This is a genomic window from Sulfitobacter sp. PM12 (genome assembly GCF_045586035.1).
GTDB lineage: Bacteria > Pseudomonadota > Alphaproteobacteria > Rhodobacterales > Rhodobacteraceae > Sulfitobacter > Sulfitobacter pontiacus.
Genome location: NZ_CP151534.1, coordinates 218,051 through 238,658 on the forward strand (window position 1 = coordinate 218,051; position 20,608 = coordinate 238,658).

19 protein-coding genes and 2 pseudogenes are annotated in these 20,608 nt (G+C 57.3%); 10 read left to right on the forward strand and 11 right to left on the reverse strand.

Annotated elements, in window-relative coordinates; translation table 11 throughout:
* The first annotated feature begins 54 nt into the window (after positions 1–54).
* From hmgA to AADW22_RS18255, 5 genes are all read left to right on the forward strand, one after another.
* The gene (hmgA, locus tag AADW22_RS18235; protein WP_407474895.1) at positions 55–1,404 is read left to right on the forward strand and encodes a homogentisate 1,2-dioxygenase; all 1,350 of its coding nucleotides are present in this window, start codon (positions 55–57) and stop codon (positions 1,402–1,404) included.
* Between the two features lie 5 nt (positions 1,405–1,409).
* Complete coding sequence (maiA, locus tag AADW22_RS18240) at positions 1,410–2,045, forward strand: maleylacetoacetate isomerase (protein WP_407474896.1); 636 nt, start codon at positions 1,410–1,412, stop codon at positions 2,043–2,045.
* A 10-nt stretch (positions 2,046–2,055) separates the two neighbouring features.
* Entirely contained in the window at positions 2,056–3,306 is a 1,251-nt protein-coding gene (fahA, locus tag AADW22_RS18245) for a fumarylacetoacetase (protein ID WP_407474897.1), read from the forward strand.
* Positions 3,307–3,602: 296 nt separating this feature from the next.
* Complete coding sequence (locus tag AADW22_RS18250) at positions 3,603–4,676, forward strand: DUF3500 domain-containing protein (RefSeq protein ID WP_407474898.1); 1,074 nt, start codon at positions 3,603–3,605, stop codon at positions 4,674–4,676.
* Positions 4,673–5,242: a hypothetical protein gene (locus AADW22_RS18255; RefSeq protein WP_407474899.1), complete on the forward strand. Its 570-nt coding sequence runs from the start codon at positions 4,673–4,675 to the stop codon at positions 5,240–5,242. Before AADW22_RS18250 ends, AADW22_RS18255 begins: the two co-directional genes overlap by 4 nt.
* A 40-nt stretch (positions 5,243–5,282) precedes the next feature.
* Here AADW22_RS18255 and AADW22_RS18260 read toward each other — a convergent pair whose 3' ends face one another.
* From AADW22_RS18260 to AADW22_RS18270, 3 genes are all read right to left on the reverse strand, one after another.
* On the reverse strand, positions 5,283–5,912 hold the full coding sequence (locus AADW22_RS18260) for a hypothetical protein (RefSeq protein ID WP_407474900.1): 630 nt from the start codon (positions 5,910–5,912) through the stop codon (positions 5,283–5,285).
* Between the two features lie 115 nt (positions 5,913–6,027).
* A complete protein-coding gene (locus AADW22_RS18265; RefSeq protein ID WP_407474901.1) occupies positions 6,028–7,116 on the reverse strand; it encodes an NAD(P)/FAD-dependent oxidoreductase in 1,089 nt (362 codons plus the stop codon).
* 36 nt (positions 7,117–7,152) lie between these two features.
* Positions 7,153–8,046, reverse strand: a complete 894-nt coding sequence (locus AADW22_RS18270; RefSeq protein ID WP_407474902.1) for a pirin family protein — start codon at positions 8,044–8,046, stop codon at positions 7,153–7,155.
* A 103-nt stretch (positions 8,047–8,149) separates the two neighbouring features.
* On the opposite strand from AADW22_RS18270, the gene AADW22_RS18275 reads away from it, so the two are divergent.
* Complete coding sequence (locus AADW22_RS18275) at positions 8,150–9,043, forward strand: LysR family transcriptional regulator (RefSeq protein WP_407474903.1); 894 nt, start codon at positions 8,150–8,152, stop codon at positions 9,041–9,043.
* Positions 9,044–9,376: 333 nt separating this feature from the next.
* Here the strand turns inward: AADW22_RS18275 and AADW22_RS18280 are convergent, their stop codons facing one another.
* Positions 9,377–10,261, reverse strand: coding sequence for a hypothetical protein (locus AADW22_RS18280; RefSeq protein WP_168593015.1), 885 nt, complete (start codon positions 10,259–10,261; stop codon positions 9,377–9,379).
* A gap of 153 nt (positions 10,262–10,414) precedes the next feature.
* Between AADW22_RS18280 and AADW22_RS18285 the strand changes: the two genes are divergently transcribed.
* From AADW22_RS18285 to AADW22_RS18295, 3 genes are read left to right on the forward strand one after another with little or no spacing between them, the layout of a single operon-like run.
* Positions 10,415–10,957, forward strand: a complete 543-nt coding sequence (locus tag AADW22_RS18285; protein WP_180829910.1) for a hypothetical protein — start codon at positions 10,415–10,417, stop codon at positions 10,955–10,957.
* A gap of 60 nt (positions 10,958–11,017) precedes the next feature.
* Entirely contained in the window at positions 11,018–11,566 is a 549-nt protein-coding gene (locus tag AADW22_RS18290) for a LemA family protein (protein ID WP_407474928.1), read from the forward strand.
* A gap of 4 nt (positions 11,567–11,570) precedes the next feature.
* Entirely contained in the window at positions 11,571–13,463 is a 1,893-nt protein-coding gene (locus tag AADW22_RS18295; protein WP_407474904.1) for a DUF2207 domain-containing protein, read from the forward strand.
* A gap of 93 nt (positions 13,464–13,556) precedes the next feature.
* Here AADW22_RS18295 and AADW22_RS18300 read toward each other — a convergent pair.
* From AADW22_RS18300 to AADW22_RS18315, 4 genes and pseudogenes are all read right to left on the reverse strand, one after another.
* Positions 13,557–14,482: pseudogene (locus tag AADW22_RS18300) on the reverse strand (acyl-CoA dehydrogenase family protein).
* A pseudogene (locus AADW22_RS18305) lies at positions 14,474–14,803 on the reverse strand (acyl-CoA dehydrogenase family protein); the annotation flags it as partial. The pseudogenes AADW22_RS18300 and AADW22_RS18305, both read right to left, overlap by 9 nt.
* Positions 14,804–14,838: 35 nt before the next feature.
* The gene (locus tag AADW22_RS18310) at positions 14,839–15,573 is read right to left on the reverse strand and encodes an SDR family NAD(P)-dependent oxidoreductase (RefSeq protein ID WP_288960613.1); all 735 of its coding nucleotides are present in this window, start codon (positions 15,571–15,573) and stop codon (positions 14,839–14,841) included.
* A 13-nt stretch (positions 15,574–15,586) separates the two neighbouring features.
* Positions 15,587–16,633 carry a phosphotransferase family protein gene (locus AADW22_RS18315; protein WP_407474905.1) on the reverse strand — a complete coding sequence of 349 codons (1,047 nt, stop codon included), beginning with the start codon at positions 16,631–16,633 and terminating at the stop codon, positions 15,587–15,589.
* 70 nt (positions 16,634–16,703) lie between these two features.
* Here AADW22_RS18315 and AADW22_RS18320 point away from each other — a divergent pair, with 70 nt between their 5' ends.
* On the forward strand, positions 16,704–17,342 hold the full coding sequence (locus AADW22_RS18320) for a TetR/AcrR family transcriptional regulator (RefSeq protein ID WP_407474906.1): 639 nt from the start codon (positions 16,704–16,706) through the stop codon (positions 17,340–17,342).
* A gap of 182 nt (positions 17,343–17,524) precedes the next feature.
* Here AADW22_RS18320 and AADW22_RS18325 read toward each other — a convergent pair whose 3' ends face one another.
* The 3 genes from AADW22_RS18325 to AADW22_RS18335 form a co-directional block, all read right to left on the reverse strand.
* A complete protein-coding gene (locus AADW22_RS18325; RefSeq protein WP_407474907.1) occupies positions 17,525–18,553 on the reverse strand; it encodes a phosphotransferase family protein in 1,029 nt (342 codons plus the stop codon).
* 156 nt (positions 18,554–18,709) lie between these two features.
* Positions 18,710–19,480, reverse strand: a complete 771-nt coding sequence (locus AADW22_RS18330) for an SDR family NAD(P)-dependent oxidoreductase (protein ID WP_407474908.1) — start codon at positions 19,478–19,480, stop codon at positions 18,710–18,712.
* A 39-nt stretch (positions 19,481–19,519) separates the two neighbouring features.
* Positions 19,520–20,608 carry a CaiB/BaiF CoA transferase family protein gene (locus tag AADW22_RS18335; RefSeq protein ID WP_407474909.1) on the reverse strand — a complete coding sequence of 363 codons (1,089 nt, stop codon included), beginning with the start codon at positions 20,606–20,608 and terminating at the stop codon, positions 19,520–19,522.

The following is a 20,608-nucleotide window of genomic DNA, read 5'->3' on the forward strand; positions in this document are numbered from 1 at the left end:
GATCTGATCGGTATTCTAGCCCAAAAGTCACAGCATCGAGGGAAGGGAAAAACTATGACTGACACTGGCAAAAGCTCTCTGATCCAGGCCGATGGAGGGACGATTACCCGGGGTTATATGCCCGGTTTCGGCAATGATTTTGAAACCGAAGCGCTCCCCGGTGCTCTACCTCAAGGCATGAACAGCCCGCAGAAATGCAACTACGGTCTTTACGGCGAACAGCTATCCGGCACCGCATTCACCGATGTGCGGCCAGAGCGCACGTGGTGCTATCGCATTCGGCCGTCGGTCAAACACAGTCACCGCTACGAAAAGATCGACCTGCCCTATTTCCGCTCTGCACCCGATATCCACCCCGCGGTGACCAGCCTTGGCCAGTACCGTTGGGATCCGGTCCCGCACACGGACGCGCCTTTGACTTGGCTGACCGGCATGCGGACCATGACCACGGCAGGTGATGTGCATACCCAAGTCGGGATGGCCACCCACGTCTATCTGGTGACCGAATCCATGCAGGACGCCTATTTCTTCTCCGCCGACAGCGAGATGCTCGTGGTCCCGCAGGAGGGTCGCCTGCGGTTTGCGACCGAGCTGGGAATCATTGATGTCGAGCCCAAGGAGATCGCCATCCTGCCGCGCGGCCTTGTCTACCGTGTCGAACTTCTCGACGGTCCCGCGCGTGGGTTTGTCTGCGAAAACTATGGCCAGAAGTTTGAACTTCCCGGCCGTGGTCCAATCGGCGCAAATTGCATGGCCAACCCGCGTGATTTCAAAGCGCCGGTGGCGGCCTATGAGGACCGCGAAGTGCCGTCTACTGTCACCGTGAAATGGTGCGGGCAGTTCCATGAGACAAAGATCGGTCAAAGCCCGCTCGATGTGGTCGCGTGGCATGGCAATTACGCCCCCTATAAGTACGACCTGCGGACCTACTGCCCGGTCGGTGCGATCCTCTTCGACCATCCAGATCCCTCGATCTTTACGGTGCTGACCGCACCCTCGGGCCAAGAAGGCACAGCAAACATTGATTTCGTGCTATTCCGCGAGCGCTGGATGGTGGCCGAAAACACCTTCCGCCCGCCGTGGTATCACAAGAACATCATGTCCGAACTGATGGGCAATATTTACGGCGAATACGATGCGAAACCACAGGGCTTTGTGCCCGGCGGGGTGAGCCTGCATAACATGATGCTGCCGCATGGGCCGGACCGGAACGCCTTCGAGAAAGCCTCGAACGCCAACCTCGGGCCAGAGAAGTTGGACAATACCATGTCCTTCATGTTCGAAACCCGCTTTCCGCAGCAGCTGACCCAGTTTGCCGGGAAAGAGGCCCCGCTTCAGGATAACTACATCGATTGCTGGGCGGATATGGAAAAGAAGTTCGACGGCACGCCGGGTAAGAAATAACCGCGATGTTGACGCTTTATTCCTACTGGCGCTCGACCACGGCCTACCGCGTGCGGGTGGCGCTGAACCTTAAAGGGCTACCCTATCGGGTGGTTCCGGTCGATCTCGTGGCTGGGGACCAACGCGCCCCGGACTATGTCGCCAAGAACCCGATCAAGGGGGTGCCGACGTTGTTGCTTGAAAATGGCAAGGCGCTAACCCAATCGCTGGCGATCATGTCCTATCTGGACGATATCGCGCCTGCTGCTGCGCTTCTCCCTGAACCTGCGTTTGAGCGGGCGCAGGTACTAGCAGCGGCACAGGTGATCGCGACGGACATTCATCCGATCAACAACCTCAAAGTCGTCAGCCACCTGAAAACCCAGCATGGGTTGACCGCCGATGAGGGGACAGCCTGGATGCGCCATTGGATGACCGAAGGGCTGCATGCCTATCAAGCCTTGCTGCCGGACGGCCCAAGTTTCAGCTTTGCGGATACCCCCCTGCTCTGCGATCTTTGCCTTATCCCGCAACTTTACAACGCCCACCGGTGGGGCGTCGATATGACCCCCTTCGCGCGGCTGCTCGACATCGAACAGCAGGCCCTGCGCCTCCCGGCCTTTGACGCCGCGCGCCCCGAAAATCAGCCAGACGCCAAATAAAGGAAGTAATATGACACAGCTCATGCGCTCATGGGTCGACAGTGCCAATACGGCCAAGACCGACTTTCCCCTGAACAACCTGCCCTACGGCGCGTTCCATGTCGCCGGAGACGACCTGCACGCGGGCGTCGCCATCGGCGATCAGATCCTTGACGTGACCGCGCTGGAAGAGGCTGGCCTGCTCGATCTGCCTGCCAAGGCAGTCTTTGCCCGTGGCACCTGGAACGATTTCATGGCGCTCGGCGCTGACGTCTGGCGCAGCTTTCGCACCTATTTGACTGCCACTTTGGCGGAAGGAAGCGCTGAGCAAACCACCTTGCAAACGCATTTGGTGCCGATGGCAGACGCGACGCTGGAATTGCCCTTCACTGTCACCGAATTCACTGACTTCTATGCGGGTCGCCACCACGCGTTCAACGTGGGCTCCCTGTTCCGCGATCCGGCCAATGCGTTACCGCCGAACTGGCTGCACATCCCCATCGGTTATAATGGCCGCGCCTCCTCTGTTGTGGTCAGCGGCACTGATGTGACCCGCCCTAATGGGCAGTTGAAGGCGCCGGATGCGGAGATGCCGGTATTCGCCCCGTCCAAACGATTTGATCTGGAACTCGAAATGGGTGCCATTGTCGGCAGACCCTCGAAAGGCCGTGTTAGCGTGCAAGAGGCCGACGACATGATCTTCGGCTATGTCCTGCTGAACGATTGGTCCGCGCGCGACATTCAGGCATGGGAATACCAGCCGCTCGGGCCGTTTCAGGCCAAAGCGACCGCGACCACCATCAGCCCTTGGATCGTGACCAAAGACGCGCTAGAGCCCTTCCGCGCCTCCACCCCGCCGCGCGAAAAGGAGCTTCTGCCCTATCTGCAAGAACCCGGCCCAATGCTCTATGATATTGACTTGGAGGTTGCTCTCGCCCCTGAAGGCAAGCCTGAAACAATCCTGTCGCGCACCAATTACAACGTGATGTATTACTCGGCAGCGCAGCAACTCACCCACCATACCACCAGCGGCTGCCCGATGCGCGTGGGCGATCTGCTCGGCTCCGGCACGATTTCCGGCCCCGAAAAGGAAAACCGGGGCAGCCTCTTGGAACTCAGCTGGGGCGGGCAGGAACCTCTCACGCTCGATACCGGCGAGACGCGCACCTTCCTTGAGGACGGAGACACGCTCACCCTGCGCGGCGCGGCAAAGGGTGATGGTTATAAAATTGGTTTTGGCGACTGTGCAGGCACCCTGCGACCCGCCCCCGCGATCGACTGAACGGACCATCCCGGCAGAAGAGAAACGTCGGCGGCGTTATAGCAGCGCCGTCGTCGACCGTTCCCGTCCCTCTAAGTGAACCGAATAACCCCCAGATGTGTAAACGCTTTGCTTGATAAATTTGGAAACAGAGGGGCGGTTTCCCAAGAGATTGATGTGCGACTAAAATTTGAATATGCTTCTTCGGAAAAGGTTTCATAATGCCTCGTCACACTAGTCTTGTCTGCGCAGCTGCGTTAGCCGCGCTCTCGAACGCATGGGCCTTCGCGCAAGAACCTCACGACGGTCCGCCTCCGATGTCTGAAGAGGATCAGGCGCTTAGCGAAGCTCTTCAATTGCGCATGGGTGACACGAGTGCCTTAATGGAAACCGTTCCCGTCCCTGACAACGCTTCCAGCTGCGGTGGTACGCCCGGCTATGACCGTATGCTTTGCCTGATCGACCTGCTGAAGGAGGACGTTCCCCACGACATTTTGGAAACCCTTCAGGTAGAGTATTCACGCTCACAGGCCGAGCATTGGAGCAATCTTCCCGCCGGGGCCTTTCCCAAACGCCCCGGTGTTCTGCTGGGCGAACTGAGCATCAAGCAGCGTGGCCTGGTCAAGGCGATCATGATGGAGGCCACGAGCCACGATGTCGACGAAGGTTTCGACGAAATGATCCAAACTTTGAACGCCGATGACTATATCAATACCGTCAGCGCCGACTACAAGGCTGGCTATTCCTCTTACAACACAAAGTTTGCCTTTTTGGGTACACCCGGACCATATGGCACATGGGAGCTTTATTACGGTGGTCACCATATGGCCTTTGCCAACACCTACACCGACGGGAAATTGGCAGGGGCCACGCCCTCTTTCCGAGGCGTCGAGCCCTTCCCTTATTTCGAGATGAACGGTCGGGTGAACCAGCCCCTCACGCAGGAGCGCGACGCTTTTGCCACCTTGCTCAGCGCCCTCTCGGACGAGCAACGCATGGCCGCAAAACTTGAAGGGACCTATCGCGATATCATCGCCGGGCCTCAGGCTGACAACGCTATACCAGACAGTTTCGAGGGCCTTTCCGTCGCTGCGTTGGACGAGAATATTATTGCATTGCTTGTTGCGGCAATCGAAACCTACGTCGGGGATTTAACCGAAGTCGAATCCGCAGCCTACATGCAGAAATACACGACCGAGCTGCCGGACACCTACCTTGGGCATTCCGGAACGCCGCAACTAAGCGCCGAAGACGACTATGTTCGAATTCACGGCCCTTCCCTCTGGATCGAGTTTTCATTGCAGTCAAACAAGTCTACGGGCAAAGTCGGTAACCATCCGCATTCGGTTTGGCGTGATCTGAATGACGATTATGGCGGCCAGAAAAAATGATATGGCGTTGTTTTATTCGCGCCAGCTTGCTTGCGTATGCATTGTTTTTTGGAGGCGCGGGGAGCGTACTGGCCCATGCTTTGCCCGGTAGTTCACTTCTAATACGACAAGACGAGTCAGAACTGAGACTCACAATCCAGTTCCCATTAGAAGATGCGATCATCGCCGAACCCGAGCTTGCGGTGCTTGAAGGGATGAAGGCTGACGAACCGCTGTCGCATAGAATGGAGGACCGCTTGGTCAGTTATCTCCATCGCCATCTCTCATTGACTGCGGGCGGTGCCTCACTGCCACTGACGCTTTACGACGCCCGTATTCAGACTGCCTATCACGATCATGTCGGGCATTTTCTACAAATCGTTACTCAGTGGCGCGCGGCAAGTGTTGAGATTGAACCAAATTCTCTCGTACTGAAGTACGACGCCGTGATGCACGAAGTGCGAAATCACCGTGCGACAGTGCGATTTCTCATGCAGAATAGAGACGCGCGCCAAATTGCGGAGTTTGGTTTTCTCGATGCGGAGAAAGGTATTCCCCTAGACCTGCGCGCAACTGGGCTCGAGTGATCCAGCCTTCCTTGCGCCGTTCACAAGGGCGCGCTTTGACCTATGAAAGCCAGTTTGCTTCCGCTTTGGGTATACTTTCCGAAAAGGACATTTCGTGGATGATGTTGCCGGTTGCAACCTCGGTTCCGCCCGCTAGCGGCACCGTCACTCTTATGTCGCCACCAAGACGGATATAGCCTGGCCGTGCAGTTTCGTCATCCGGTTGCTGGTCGGAATTGAGCGCGTCGCTCAACAGGTAATTGCCTGAAATCTCGATACGGATCATGTTGTCATTGTAGGGCGCTTCGATCAGGAAGCCGTCAGGCCAGCCGTTGCCGGACTGCGGGCCGACATGGATTTCACCAACGAAACTGTCCTCGAATTCACCCGTGCTGAGCAGGATGTCACTATCCTTTGCCAACATGAACTTGCAGACGACCTTGTTGCCGTAATCTGCGTTGTGAAGAATATAGGAGAAGTTCAGCGTGAAATCGCCGCATTCCGCACGGCCCCAGTGCCACGCCTTCAGAACACCTTCGATACCGGCATTGCCCCAATTGTGGTCGTGACAGCCGTGACCATCCTCGATAGCGATGGTTTCGCCCGCGATCTGAATGGTGCCGTTCACAACTGCGCGTGGTGCGGGCACGACATGCGCGTTAAACACCGTCAGCGCCTCGTCGAAATACATCGCACCGGATCCGGCATGCCAGGATTCAACGGTCGCGACAAGTTCAAGGTCGACGACCAAAGGGATCTTCGGGAGATTTTCATAGTATTTCCTTCTGAAAGAGGTGGTAGGCCGATCAGCTTTCAGGCCGGTTCAGCAACTTTGCGTATTTCTTGAGAAACAGGTCCGCGCCCTTCATCTTGCGGGTCAGGAAGTCTCCTGCGGTGAAGAAAACAAGGAAGGAATTCCCCTGTTTGGGACCAAGCGGCACGAGGATCGGCGCCTTGCTGCCCCATGGCTTGTAGGGCTTCATGTCTTCGATCGCCTTGCCCGCTGCCAATCCGGATAGCGTCGCCTTGAGCCAAGGGAGTTGGCGGCTTGTGGCCACGATTGTCATGGCGTCGCCGACATCCGCAACATCGCCCGCCGCAAACACGTTCGGCAGCGAGGATGGGCGCATCCATGGGTCGACCTTGATCCGGTTGGCCGTCGTTTTCTGGACACCGGCAAGCGTTTCAAGCACCTCGGAATTCGCGCGCGATCCGATAACCGGAAAGATCAGGTCGAAGTCGTGCTGTGACCCATCGGCAAGTTGCAGGCTGCCCGCGTAGGGCTCGGTCATGCTTTCCAAGTTCTCTGCCCGCTGGCCGAGAATGAGCGCGACGCCAGCCTTGCGCAGTTTCGCCGCCAAAGACGTGCCCAGCTTTGACGGCATCGCCCCGAACAACGCCTCGTCGCCTGAGATCAACGTCACCTTCTTGTCCTGCATGGCATAGGAGATTTCGCCCGCAAGTTCGGTGCCAACGGCACCAGCCCCGACAATGCCGATGCGCCGCGCCGCTTTGAGTTGCTGATGAATGCGCTGGTTGTCGCCCCTAAGGCCCGCAATATCGGCACCTTGAGGCTTGAAGGGCATCGCATTGCTGGACCCGGTGGCAACAACGATTTGATCCGCCTCTACCCGAGTGCCGTCCTCCAACGTGACACCTTCCGCGTCGATAACCGTCGCCTTGGACGCGATGACCCTGCCGTTCGTGAGCAGCCGATCATAGGGGATGAGAGCGCGATCCAGCAACGAAGGATCAACAACCGCGCGGATCATGGCCGGCGCGTGAACGAAGTGACTGCGCGGCTCGATCAATGTGACGTCCGCGGTGTCGTCGAGAGACTTCACGAGTTCGGCGCCTATGTAACCGCCGCCAACAATGGCAATTTTCTGTGACATGATTTCTAACCTTTTGGGGAGCCTTACGGCGTTATTCTATGATTTGTAGGCAGCGTGATCGGCGGGATAGGTGATCTGTCCGAATTTCCCGGCGCGATACGCGCGGAACGCTTGCGCCAGCTCGCTGTCGCTGTTCATGACAAACGGGCCGCGCATGGCGATGGGGTCGGTGATCGCTTCACCGCCAAACAGCAGCAGATCGAGCGGTTCAACAGCCGGGTTGGTGATCTCCAACGTCCCATCCGGGGCGTCCAATCCGATGATGGTATGAGCGTCGATCTTGGCATCACCGACCACGGCCCCATGCGTCGGCAGGAATCCCGCGACTGGCAGACCGGCGTGCAAGGCGATGTCGACCGTCGCAAGCGGCTCGATCCTGACGTGCCAGATGAATTCGCCCGCATAGGTGGGGATGGGCGAGGATTGTCCATCATACTGGCCAAGCAGAACTTTGACCTCCCCGCGCCCACCCGCGAGCATTGCCACGGGCAGGTCCGGGGATGAGACAGGCATGTATTGCGCAGGCTCGCGCTTGTTTGCCGCGGGCAGGTTGATCCAGAATTGAAAGGAATGCAGCACCCCGCCATCCCGGCGCAGGGGCGTCGCGAGCATTTCGTCGTGGACAATGCCATTGCCCGCCTTCATCCATTGCACGCCTCCCGCCGTGACGGAGCTGTTGTTTCCCAGGCTGTCAAAATGGGTCATCGCACCTTCCATGACATAGGTGAAGGTCACGATACCCGCATGGGGATGGGCAAAGCTGCCGTCCGGCTCAGGTAACTCACCGGCAGAAATTTCGCGCTTGGGAAGATGATCAAGAAGCAGGAAAGGGCCGACCGCATTCACAGCCCGGTTCGGAAGGGCACGTCCGATGGTAAATGTACCGACCTGATCGGGCTGCGCTGGCTCTTGAAAAGAAACTTGTTTCATTGAGTTGCTCCGGATGTTGATCCGATGATAAGCGAAACGAAACTTGATTGATATTTATACTTATTTCGCATCTATATAATCTAATCTTAACTTCTGGTGCCTGATGAAGCTCGATCAACTGAATGTTTTGCGCGCTGTTGTTGAAACGGGCTCGGTCAAAGCGGCTGCCGAACGTCTCAACCGGACACAGCCCGCGATCAGCCAGGCATTGAAGGCTCTGGAATTCCAGACTGGGACCGAATTGTTTGACCGGTCAGGGTATCGGCTTGAACTCACACCCGTCGGCAAACGGGTCTATCTTCAATCCTTGCGCGTTTTGACGGAGGCAGAGGATCTGGGTCAACTGATCCATCATTTCGAAAAAGGGCAGGAAGAGACGATCACGATCGCGGTGGATGCCATCGCTGACCTCAACGCACTGACCCCCGTCTTATGCAAACTGCAAACAGGTTTTCCCGAGACCCGCGTGGTCTTGCGCCCCGAGGTACTGTCCGGTGCCATCGAGGCCGTAAAAACAGGAACCGCGGCAATCGCTGTTTCGCCAATGTCCTCGGTCATGCTCGAGGAAGAGGGTTTCGACTATATCCCCGTCGGTACATCAACGTTGCGCAATGTTACGTCACCCTCCCTTTGGGCTGAGATGGACAATCCCAAGCGCCTCGCAGACTTGCGGCGCTTCCATCAGGTCATCGCAAGCGACAGCGGGCAAGCCGGAGGACTGTTCGACCGCGAAATCGGCGTCCAGAAAGGCCAACGCCGTTGGTACGTCAGCGACCTTCAGACAAAAAAGCACCTTTTGATCGCAGGCCTCGGTTGGGGCCGCCTGCCAGAGCACATGATTGCGGAAGAGTTGAAACAAGGGCGGCTGTGCGAGATAGATTTGCGACACACGCATCTTGCGTTCGACGTCACCATCTATGCGTTTCGCCAGTCCAAGCCAATCGTCCGCGCGGTAGCGGCATTGCTGTGGAAAGAATTTGAAGCCCATGCGATGTAAGACATGTGTATCGTAAAAGCCGGCTTTGATGGCCGATTTTCCGACGCATTTCTGCGGCTAATCTTTTATGAAAGTAATGCGCCGGCTATCCCCGTGCTTCCGACAAGGGTATCATTGAAACCCCTGCCATAGCTATCGGACTTCGAAGCGCGGTTTTACAGGGATTACCGTTGTTCGAAATCGACGGGGGTCTATCCCTGCTGGCCTTTGTCGCTATCGGTATCCTAATATCTTGGCCCGAATCTTAGGCTTCCCTTGCATATAAACACGCCACCAGCTCTCATACTTCTGGCTCAATGCAGCTAAGTGTCATCGAGCGATTTAAAGTTGTCCCTATGCGGTTGCGCTGACGCACCGATTAAACGCGCTCGATAACGCAGCCAGTTTTTCGGCCTGCCATAAAAGATAAGCGTCGCGCAGTGTCGTTGACAGCCAGCACGCCCCGCGTCGCCTTTCGTTTTCCCAGCCGATACCGCCGACCTGCTGTGCCTTTATCAGTATGCGCGAAATATGAGCGTCGGATACGTGGTAGCGTGCGGCCAAACCCGCTGTCGACACGGTGCCGAGCCAGAACCGGCCATCCCCATCCGGCTCGTTGGATTGGGTGGACAGCACCATTTCATGCAAGATGCTGCTGCCGGAGACGCTATTGGTAAAGCAGTTGACCATTGCCGGCGGATTGTACCACGCAGGGTTCAAACAAATTTTTCGGGCGAAAGCGGGTTGAAGCTTATGCAAAAGCGTCGGGGTCCGGTTAAAGAGTGCACTACGCCCGCCCCCATCAACCATATCGAGCGCGCGAAGGTGGATGTCGATGTAGACAAACATAAGCTTTTCGCTTTTTGCCGAGACTTCAGTCGCATGCTGGCGCAATGTCCCGGTTTTCGGCGGTTCTGTCAGCTTAATTCGCAAAAGTTCTCGCAAGAAGGACTGCACAGTATTGCGACTGGCGATCCCCGTGCCAGCCAGTTCGGTCAGAAGCTTTTTCGGCGTTAAGGGCGGCGCGGCCGGGTCAATCTTGCGTTCGAAATGCAAGGCAATCGCCATATGGATCAAGATCCAGTGCCGTATATCGGCGAGGTAATGCACAACCTCTGGAGCAACGGCGTGGACCTTCAACAGATCGCTTGCCTCTCCCTTCAGCGCCTCCCAGAACATCGGGCGCGCAATAAGCTGTGCTGCGTCATAAGAAGGTGCGGTATCGGCAGTCTGGATCATGATCTATCTAGTTTCGCTTTCTAGAGGGGCGCACAACAGCATCGACCGCGCCGCTCTCAACTCATATCTGGGCTAAAAATTTTTGCCCATTGTGGACAAACGAACAACTTATAAACATCTCTTCTGAAAACATTTTCTTCAGAAGGTGCTCCCATGCATATCCGAAAAGCGTTCCGCCCACTGCTTTGCGCAGGGTTATGCGCGGTGCTGCCGTACACCCAGGCACAAGCTAAGGAACCCGCGCTACACCTGACCGCCGCATCAACGTATTACGACAATAGATCAACAGCGCTTGATCTCGTCCAGTCTTACTACAACGCAATCGGCACGGGGCAGCTGGCACGCGCTTTCAGTTACACCCTTAAAGGCACTCCCGAAAAAGATGCGAACCAGCTTGCCGCTGATTACAATGCGTTTCGCAACAAATTCCAGGATATCCGCAGCATTAACCTGCGCTTCGAACTGGGATTCACCAGCGCTGGTGTCGGTACAGAGGTCTCGGCGGTGCCCGTCGTTGTAGAGATGGAAACCAATGAGGGTGCGACCATCGTCAGATCGAGTTGTCACTACGTCGTCCGGCTTTCCCCCGACGCCCAAGACTATGCCCCTTTCGATCCGATCAGAATAGATGCCAGTTTCGACGAGCCCGTGGAAGGGGGTTTTGACGCGACTGCCCTGCCCGATTGCCGGTTCTGATCCACTTGCCCCAACCCTGAATGCTCCACTTGGAATAGGAACCACCCTTTGAATACGCTTCTGATTATTATTACCGTAGTTGCGATTGCTGGTGTCTTGCTCATCTCTTTGTACAACGCGCTTGTGCGCGCCCGTCAGCGCGTTCGAGAGGGGTGGTCCGGTATCGATGTCCAGTTGAAACGACGCGCAGATCTGATCCCCAACCTGATCGAAACCGTAAAAGGATACGCCGCGCACGAACGCGCCACCTTTGACGAGATCGTTGCAGCCCGTAATTCGGCGGCCACCCTGAACCCTTCTGATGTGCAAAAACGTGCACGCGCGGAAAACTTGGTGGGGCAGGCCATCGGAAAGCTGTTTGCCCTGGCCGAAGCCTATCCGGACTTGAAGGCAAGCAATAACTTCCGCGATCTGGCAGCTAACCTTGATACTGTCGAGAGTGAGATCCAAATGGCCCGACGATATTACAATGGCGCGGCGCGAGATCTGAATATCAAGGTCGAAAGCTTCCCCTCCAATCTGGTCGCCAAAAGCTTCGGCTTCGAACAAAGTGCTTTCTTCGAGATCGAAGAGCCCGCGGATCGCAGACTCCCAACGGTTGGATTTTAACGCTGTGACCAAGCACATCGCGCGCGTCCTTGCCGCTGTATTACTTTCTATCTGGGCCTACGGGGCGCACGCTGGCGACGTGATCCGATCTTTCAACGCCGATATCCTCGTGCGGGAGGATGGTGTCCTTGATGTGACCGAAACGATCAAAGTGAATGCCGATGGAACAGATATCCAGCACGGGATTTATCGCGACTTCCCGCAATATGTCACTACGCCGGACGGCACGCGATACAAGGTAAGCTTCGAGATCCTTTCGGTCACACGCAACGGGGAAAATGAACCATGGGAGGCAACTGACACCGATCTGGGCACCAAGATTCGCATCGGTGATCAGTTTCAGCTCGTTTCGACCGGCAACCACATCTACCAGATCCGCTATTTGACCGACCGACAGATTATCTTCGGAGACGCGAGCGACAGATTGCGCTGGAACGTCACTGGCGACGAGTGGAGTTTCCCGATCCTGAGTGCATCTGCGCACGTCATCCTGTCGAGCGGCGCACAGCCTTTTGAACCGATAGCCTTTACCGGTTCCCGCGGCAGCAAGTTGGCCGATGCAGTCGCGACAGTATCCGGGCGCGGTGCCACGTTTGAAACCACCCACGCTCTTGATCCATTCGAAGGGCTGACGATCATGGTACAGCTCCCCAAGGGCGCTGTTGCACCTCCAACCACCGCGCAACTGTCAGACTGGTGGTGGCGGGACAATCTGGGATGGGTCGTCTTAATCTACGGCTTTGCGGCCGTTTTTGCTTATATGATATTTACGTGGCTTTGGTTCGGGCGCGATCCCAAGGCAGGAACAATCGTCCCTCGGTGGGATCTTCCAATGGGGATTTCGCCAGCATTGATGAGCTATATCGTTGATGGAACCTTGCGGGATGAAGGGAAAACGGCGCTTACTGCCACGGTTCTGGATCTCGCTGTGAAGGGCTACGTGGTTCTCGACGGCCTTGATCATCTGGTCACCATCAGGCGGACTGACTTGCCCATATCAGACGGGCTGCCTGCCGGTCATATCGCTATTCTGGACATGCTTCATGCGCATGAAGGTGAGATGTCCCTGGCCTCACTACACGAAGATGATATCGAAGCAGTTTTGCTTAACTTCAAAGTTGGCGTCGAGGCTGAAAACGACGGGCGCTTTTACCGTCAAAACAAAATTCTGTTCCATCTGGGCATCATCATATCGGGTGCGGCTGCCTTTGCCTGGCTGGTGGCTATTGATCTTAATGAGTCGGCCATGAAGCTCGTATTCTTTTCCAGTCTCGCGCCCCTATTCCTTAATGCAGGCATCTGGAAGCTGCTGAAATCGCGCAGGAATCCGTACTCTTGGATGAAGCGGCTCCTGAATTTTTTGGGATTGGCAATCCTTGCGGGCATGTGGGTCTTCGGGGCGCTATTGTTTTGCGCCATGCTCTACGAAGACACAGGAATGAATATCGCCTTTCAGGCTTTGTTGGTCGTCTGGGGTGGCGTGACGTTCAACCAGATCTTCCTTGTGCTGATCGGATCAACCACACGTGCAGGGGCAAAGATAAGGGATCACATCACGGGGCTGCGCCTCTATCTCACGGTAGGAGAGATGGACCGCATGAACATCCGCGACGCACCGGAATTGTCGCCAGCGCATTTCGAAACCCTACTGCCAAGCGCGATCGCCCTCGGTATCGAAAAACCTTGGCGCGAGGCGTTCAAAGCTCATTTAATATCAGGCCAGTCACTCACAGGACCCAGTTATGCACCAAGCTGGTTTGTAGGCGATGATGACGACGCAATCAGCGGACTATCACGTTTCGCAGAAGCTGTTGCTGCATCGCTCCATAGCGGTGCAGACGATAGCAACAGCTCTGCCGGATCGGGCGGCGGCGGCGGCGGTGGTGGAGGTTGGTAGTCCCTGCGAAACCCCGTTAGGGTCAGGGCCTTGCAGGATCGACGCCCTGCGCGGACGGGCAGAGCTGCAATACCATAGTCACAATCGTAGCAGTCAAGTTTCAGAGATGTTATTCCAACCGGCACCGGGTTTTGCGTATTGCGCGATCTTGAACTTGCCAAGCTGGGATGCGTGCACTTCGTCGGGACCATCTGCAAGGCGGATAAAACGCTGTGTGGCGAGGATTTCTGCCAAGGGCACGTCATCGCTCACCCCCATGCCGCCGAAGATCTGAATCGCGCGATCCGCCACGGTTTGTGCCATTTGCGGGGCCACGACTTTGATCGCGCCGATCAAATCCTTGGCGTTCTTGGCCCCGTGACGGTCAATCGCATCCGCCGCTTTCAACGTGAGCAGGCGCGCCTGTTCGATGTCGCAATAGCTCTTTGCGATTTCCATCCGAATGCTGGAAGATCCGCAAGCATCCGGCCAAAGGTCTTGCGCTCTGTCACGCGCTGACACATCAGTTCCAAGGCACGCTGCGCCGATCCGATGGAGCGCATGCAGTGATGAATGCGGCCAGGCCCAAGGCGGCCCTGTGCGATTTCAAAGCCCCGCCCCTCGCCAAGAATGATGTTCTCTTTGGGGATGCGCACATCCTTCAGATGCACTTCGCAATGCCCGCCGGGTGAATGGACATCGCCGAATACTGTCTGGGCGCGGAACACCTTAACACCCGGCGCGTCACGTGGAATGATAACGGTTGATTGCTGCGTGTGGCGCGGGTTTTCCGGATTGGTCTGGCCCATCAGCAGCAGGACCTTGCAGCGCGGGTCCATGACGCCTGAAATCCACCATTTCTTGCCGTTGATGACATAATCGTTGCCGTCACTGCGGATTTCAGTGCGGACATTCGTCGCATCAGAGCAGGCATGATCGGGTTCGGTCATCAAATATGCCGAACGTATTGCGCCCGCTAGCAACGGCAGCAGCCATTCCTCTTTCTGGGCGGCGGTGCCGAACTTGGCAAAGACTTCCATATTGCCGGTGTCAGGTGCGGAGCAGTTGAAGACTTCGGCAGACCACATGTTGCGGCCCATGATCTCTGCCAGGGGCGCATACTCTAGGTTTGTCAGGCCGGGGCTGTATTCGCCATATTCCTCGGGCAGGAACAGGTTCCAAAGGCCAGCCGACTTGGCCCTTTCCTTGAGAGGTTCCAAGCCGGGCCAAGGCTTCCAGCGATTGGCCGGATCGGCGTTCCATGCGTGGACCTCGCGATCCACAGGAAGGATGTTGGCATCGACAAAGGCTTGCAGCTTGTCGATCAGGTTTTGTGTTTTTTCGGTATAATCAAAGAACATGATTTGGGTGTTCTAAACTTGTTCTGGGTCGCTTGTTACAGCGTGAGACCGCCATCAGCGATGAGAGTGTGGCCCTGCACATAGGAGGCGAGCGGCGAGGCAAGGAACATGGCGGCACCGGCCATTTCTTCCGGCGTGCCCAAGCGGCGCACCGGGATTGCGCGCAAAGATGCCTCCGCGCGCTCCTTGTTCTGTGTGGTAACGGCAGTCAGCTTGGTTGGTACCAGTCCGGGGGCCAGTCCGTTCACCCTGATCCCGTCACGCGCCCAGGACTGGCCGAGCGTTTTGGTAAGGCTGATTGCCGCAGCCTTGGAGGCGGCATAGGCGGGGTTGCCGATATTCGCCTGCAAGCCAGAGACCGAACTGACAATCACGATGGAGCCTTTGGCCGCGCTCAGCATGGGCTTGAACTTGGTCGCCGTATGCATGACCGAGTTGATGTTGATATCCATCACCTCGTCCCAGCCCTTCTTGGCATATTCCGCCTGCTTGTACCGGACAAAGCCCTGAGACTGGACGAGCACATCCAGACTGTCGAAGGGCGGTGCATAGGCGCTTAACTCGTCGAAGTCCGCCACATTGACCTGCGCGTAATGCAGCCCATCCAGATCAGAGCCTTCTTGACCCGCGTAATCCTCTGCCGAGGCGCGCGTGCCCCAGACATGCACCTCTGCCCCACGCGCGCTAAAGCCGCGGGCAATGCCGTTGCCGATCCCGCTAGAACCGCCGACGACCAGCACCCGCTTTCCCGAAAAGTCCAAATCATTCATAACAGTTCCCTTCTCAGTTCTTCGCGATCAACCGGTGCGCGCGATTGAACAGTGAAATCGTCATCGCATGCAGGTGATCGCCGGTTTCCTTTGGCGCCTTGCCAGCACTGGCGCGTGCATGGGTCCCCTCCAGGAGTGTCCCCAGCTTGAAACAGGCCAGCACACCATACCAGGCGACCGCATCCAGACTGCGTGTCGAATGCCTGTCGTAATGTGCAATGAGTTCATCGAGGGTCGGGAACCCGTCCCAGGGCTCGATATCGCCCACCACGGGCGTATGTTCATCGGCCCAAGTGGCCATGACCCAGCCAAGGTCGATCAAGGGATCGCCAATCGTAGCCAGCTCCCAATCGACAAAGGCGACGAGCTCGGGACTGTCAGGGGCAAACATCGTGTTTGCCAAATGGCAGTCACCGTGAAAAATTCCGCTCGTAAAATCTTGGGGGAGATTATCCTCAAGCCAAGAGACAATCCTTTCGACATCAGGCAGTTCTTTGAAGCCTGTCCATTCGTCGAAAGCGGCGTAGCCTTCCAGCTGGCTCATCCACCGGCCTGTCTGCCGTTGCAGAAACCCGTCGGGCTTGCCAAATCCTTCCAAGCCTACCGCTTTGTAGTCAACCGCCCCGAGTGCGGCCATCCCTTCGATATAGGAATACCCCATGCGCGCGCGGATCGCCGGGTCGCTGGCGTGAAGCTGCGGCAATCCGTTTGCAGGATTAAAGCCCTCAACCGGAGCCATAAGATAAAAGCAGGCACCAAGCACGGCTTCATCGTCACAACCTGCGATGAACTTGGGGTGCGGCACGTCAGTCGCGCTAAGCGCTTCCAGAATACGCGCCTCGCGCTTCATCGTCTCATTGGAATTCTTGCGCAGATGAAGCGGCGGCCTGCGCAGCACGAACTCTCTGCCGCCCCGGTCAAAGCGCAGCAAGATGTTCTGCGTCCCGCCTGCAAGAAGCTGCAGATTGCTCAGCGGGCCGCGTTCCAACCCGATATCGTCCATCCACGCTGTGAGCGCCTGCAGGTCGACCGGGATCGTTTCCGTGTTTGCTTGATTCATCATAATTCATTTGTATTAATCATTTGAATTATTGGAACCCATTATTTTCTGTGCTCTAGAGGATCGTGATATGACCAGACTGTCTTCAAAGGTGCCCAGCCTATCGGTTGAACGGCTCAAGGGCGAGGCACAGCGCCTCTTTGCCAATCGGGGCATTGATGGCGTTACAGTGCGTGACATCGCCAAAGCTGCTGGCCAAAAGAACCCCGCTGCTGTGGGGTATCACTTCGGCTCGAAGGAGGCGCTGATCCGCGAGCTTATCGTGGACGGTGCAAAGGTTATCGACGCACGCCGAAACGCCCAGCTTGATGCTCTGGAAGCAGACGGCGGCCCCACGCGGATTTCGCAGATCGTGGATATTCTTATCTATCCTTCTGTCAACTTAGCAGCAGATGGCGAAACGGACACATACAACCGCTTTCTCCACATGCTCACCATGTCCCACAGGACCCTGTTCGATGACGCCCTAGAGGGCCGCTGGAACTCAGGCTATCAGCGTTGCCTGGAACATCTGCGTATGCTGATGCCGTCGCAAAGCCGGACCATACAAAATCAACGATTTATATTTCTGGAATCCTATCTGGGCGGAGTGCTCAGCGCGCGTGAGACAAGGCTGGGTGACACGAGCCGCGCCCACGCCACTTGGAGCGACGCATCAACGCTGGCGCATTTCGCAGCCACAGTCACATGGATGCTTGAGATGGAGTGATCCTTGCAAGCAATGTAGATAGCATGGCACGGGTTTTTTGCCCCGAGTGCGTTGACACGTATCAAGGATGTCAAAGCGCACGACGTCCCCGCCACCGAAAGCGCCGCAGTCAAATAGCGGTCAGGTTCGAGATGTCTGGTTAAGATTGGGGGCTAGCCATCAGCCGCCTAATGGAGTTCTCGTCAGCCGCGCTCGATCACTTCCAAACCACGTCTCGCGAAACATCTGGCAAGATGTACGGGGTCCGCACCGTCCGCGCCCGCCGCATTGCCCGCACGCACGCGGTCGGCGATGCCCACCCAGATGACCGAAAAACGGAACAACGCGAAAGCCTTGTGAAACGAGGTCAGCGGTGGCAGGTCGGGGCAGTGTGACATGTAGCGCTCAACGAATGCCTCTTCGGTCGGCAGGTTTTCTGCCGCGAGGTCCAGCCCAAGGAGTCCGCCGTATTCTTCGGGTGCCGTGTGCCAGGCCATGCAGCAATAGCCGAGATCGGCAAGCGGATGCCCCAGCGTAGAAAGCTCCCAATCCAGAATGGCGGCCACACGCGGTTCGGTCGGATGAAAAATGACGTTCCCCATCCGGTAGTCCCCGTGGGCGAGGCTCACCCGTCCGTCATCCTGCGGTTGATGTTCGACAAGCCAGGCCGACAATTCATCCAGCTCCGGGATCGGGTCGCTCTGGCTTTCTTCCCACTGTCGTGACCAGCGCGCGATTTGCCGGGCAAAGTAATTTCCCGGTTTGCCAAAATCCTCCAGCCCTACCGCTTCGGGGCGGACGTTGTGCATGGCGGCCATCGCGTCGGCCAAACCCATCCACGAGGCATGACGCTCCTCTTTGTCTGCCGCCGCCAAGGCACCATCCGCAAAAACCCGCCCTTCGATCCGCTCCATCAGATAAAACGGGGTGCCCAAAAGATCAGGGTCCGCATGATACAGGATCGGGCGCGGCACCGGGACGCCTTGGGGGTGCAGCGCCTCGAGCACGCGGTACTCGCGATCAATGGCGTGGGCCCCGCGCAAAATCGGGCCGCCCGGTTGTTTGCGCAAGACCAGCCGTACGTCCCCGCGGGTGACAAAATACGTCGGGTTCGATTGCCCGCCCGCAATCCGCTCGATCGTGACCGGCGCCTTGCCTCCGAAAGTTTCAGCAAGGAAATCGGCAAGCGCTTCCGGCTCGAAATCCATTGCACCCTTTGCTACCGTGTCCATACGCGCCCCCATATCCCAAAATCCCGTCGTTCTGTCTTTATGCTACCGGCAATGCGGTCGAATTGGCCGATCCACAGATATGACATTACGGCACCGGTTTGGGCTTTTGATGTAGATCGAATTCTATTCGTTGTTCTTTACGCCCATGACGCCAGCTCAGAACACCATATACCCGCCGTCTATGATGAAATCCTGACCGGTATGCCATGCGCTGGCATCGCTCATGATATAAGCTGCAATCGCGCTGAAGTCCGACCCCTGCCCCAGACGCCTTGCAGGAATTCTGGGCAGCACCTTGTCGGCGAACGCCTGCGAGGCAAAGCTTTCGTCCGTCAGCGGTGTTTCGACAAACCCCGGCAGAATGCTGTGGGCGGTCACACCGTAGCGGGCATATTCCACCGCCAGCGATCGGATCATCGAGATCAATGCGCCCTTGGCAGCCGCATAATGCTGATTGCGGGGCATGCCGTTCAAGGCACCGATACTGGAGGTGCCGACCAAACGTCCGAACCTGTCCCCGCCTTCGGCCCGCTCCCGCATATGGGCGGCCGCCGCACGTAGGACGTAATAGGCACCATTAAGGTTGATATCGATCATTTGCTGCCAATGCGCATCCTCGGATTGGTCAAAGCTCGAACTAGGCGTGGAAAATCCGGCATTCGCAAAGCAGCCATCGACGCGACCATGGTCGTTCAGAGTGGCGGCGAATGTGTCATTCACGGCCTCTGAACTGGTCACATCGCAGATGTATGCGCTGATCTTTGTGCCATGGGTCGACAGCGTTTCAACCGCTTGCGCGTTCTTTTCGGCGTTCCTGCCCCAAATGGCGACATCGCAACCGCACTTGGCAAGCCCCTCGGCCATGCCCAGACCAATTCCGCTGTTGCCGCCGGTGATCAAGGCGGTTTTTCCTGTCAGATCAAACATGTGCAGCCTCCATGCGGCAAGAGTTTCCCGCCGCGATGTTCATTCGGACTTCGGAGCCTCATGCAGCGCTCGGCGGATCGCAGCAGTGTCCCCGCCCATTGCCTTCGGCGTATTGATCCCTGTCGGTTTGCTGCGCGAGAAACGCGGCGCAGGAGCGGCCTGCAAAACGCCGTCCACCTCGACCAGCGTCTGACGCGCGGCCATATGAGGATGGGTTACCGCATCATCCATGCTCAGCACGGGGGCCACGCAGGCATCGGTCCCACTAAAGATGCCGGACCACTCCGCCTGTGTCTTGCTTGCGAAAGCCTGTGCGTAAAGCTCGGCACGCTCGGCCCAAGTGGCAGGGTCGTTTTGATCCACGCTATGCTCGGCGGGCAGCCCGGCCTTTTCCAGCAGCAGGGCAAAGAACTGCGGCTCTAGCGGGCCGACAGACATGAACAGATTGTCCTTGGTCCGATAGCAGCGATAGAAAGGAGCGCCGCCATCCAGCAGGTTGGACGCGCGGTTCTCGCTCCACGCGCCACGCGCTTTGAAGGTGTGGAAAAGCCCCATCATCGCGCTTACGCCATCAACCATTGCCGCATCGACCACCTGACCTTTGCCCGATGTCTGCCGCTCGAACACAGCGGCAAGGATGCCAAGCAGCAGGAACATCGTACCCCCGCCATAGTCCGCGACCAGATTCAACGGCGGCGGCGGCGGGTTATCAACCGTGCCCATTGCAGCCAAAGCACCCGTCAGGCCAAGGTAATTGATGTCATGCCCCGCCGATTGGCTCAGCGGTCCGTCCTGCCCCCAGCCTGTGATCCGGCCAAAGATTACTGTCTCGTCAAGGTCATCTGGCCCGAGCCCCAACCGTTCCATCACGCCGGGCCGGAAACCTTCGATGACGATGCCAGCCCGATTGATCAGCGCCTGCGCGGTACTGCGCCCCTCTTCAGATTTCAGATCCAAAAAGACGGACCGCTTGCCGCGCCGGTTCACATCGGTTTTGTCAGCTGGCGCTTCGGCGCGGTCGATGACGATCACATCCGCACCCAGATCGGCCAGCAACTGCCCCGCCAAAGGGCCGGGACCGATCCCGGCCATTTCGATGACTTCCAGGCCTTTCAGCGGTCCCGACAT

What these genes read in the sequence shown, in the direction of transcription:
- hmgA (WP_407474895.1), top strand. Translation starts at nt 55, where the DNA reads ATGACTGACACTGGCAAAAGCTCTCTGATCCAGGCCGATGGAGGGACG.
- maiA (WP_407474896.1), top strand. Translation starts at nt 1,410, where the DNA reads ATGTTGACGCTTTATTCCTACTGGCGCTCGACCACGGCCTACCGCGTG.
- fahA (WP_407474897.1), top strand. Translation starts at nt 2,056, where the DNA reads ATGACACAGCTCATGCGCTCATGGGTCGACAGTGCCAATACGGCCAAG.
- AADW22_RS18250 (WP_407474898.1), top strand. Translation starts at nt 3,603, where the DNA reads ATGTCTGAAGAGGATCAGGCGCTTAGCGAAGCTCTTCAATTGCGCATG.
- AADW22_RS18255 (WP_407474899.1), top strand. Translation starts at nt 4,673, where the DNA reads ATGATATGGCGTTGTTTTATTCGCGCCAGCTTGCTTGCGTATGCATTG.
- AADW22_RS18260 (WP_407474900.1), bottom strand. Translation starts at nt 5,912, where the DNA reads ATGTATTTCGACGAGGCGCTGACGGTGTTTAACGCGCATGTCGTGCCC.
- AADW22_RS18265 (WP_407474901.1), bottom strand. Translation starts at nt 7,116, where the DNA reads ATGTCACAGAAAATTGCCATTGTTGGCGGCGGTTACATAGGCGCCGAA.
- AADW22_RS18270 (WP_407474902.1), bottom strand. Translation starts at nt 8,046, where the DNA reads ATGAAACAAGTTTCTTTTCAAGAGCCAGCGCAGCCCGATCAGGTCGGT.
- AADW22_RS18275 (WP_407474903.1), top strand. Translation starts at nt 8,150, where the DNA reads ATGAAGCTCGATCAACTGAATGTTTTGCGCGCTGTTGTTGAAACGGGC.
- AADW22_RS18280 (WP_168593015.1), bottom strand. Translation starts at nt 10,261, where the DNA reads ATGATCCAGACTGCCGATACCGCACCTTCTTATGACGCAGCACAGCTT.
- AADW22_RS18285 (WP_180829910.1), top strand. Translation starts at nt 10,415, where the DNA reads ATGCATATCCGAAAAGCGTTCCGCCCACTGCTTTGCGCAGGGTTATGC.
- AADW22_RS18310 (WP_288960613.1), bottom strand. Translation starts at nt 15,573, where the DNA reads ATGAATGATTTGGACTTTTCGGGAAAGCGGGTGCTGGTCGTCGGCGGT.
- AADW22_RS18315 (WP_407474905.1), bottom strand. Translation starts at nt 16,633, where the DNA reads ATGAATCAAGCAAACACGGAAACGATCCCGGTCGACCTGCAGGCGCTC.
- AADW22_RS18320 (WP_407474906.1), top strand. Translation starts at nt 16,704, where the DNA reads ATGACCAGACTGTCTTCAAAGGTGCCCAGCCTATCGGTTGAACGGCTC.
- AADW22_RS18325 (WP_407474907.1), bottom strand. Translation starts at nt 18,553, where the DNA reads ATGGACACGGTAGCAAAGGGTGCAATGGATTTCGAGCCGGAAGCGCTT.
- AADW22_RS18330 (WP_407474908.1), bottom strand. Translation starts at nt 19,480, where the DNA reads ATGTTTGATCTGACAGGAAAAACCGCCTTGATCACCGGCGGCAACAGC.
- AADW22_RS18335 (WP_407474909.1), bottom strand. Translation starts at nt 20,608, where the DNA reads ATGTCGGGACCGCTGAAAGGCCTGGAAGTCATCGAAATGGCCGGGATC.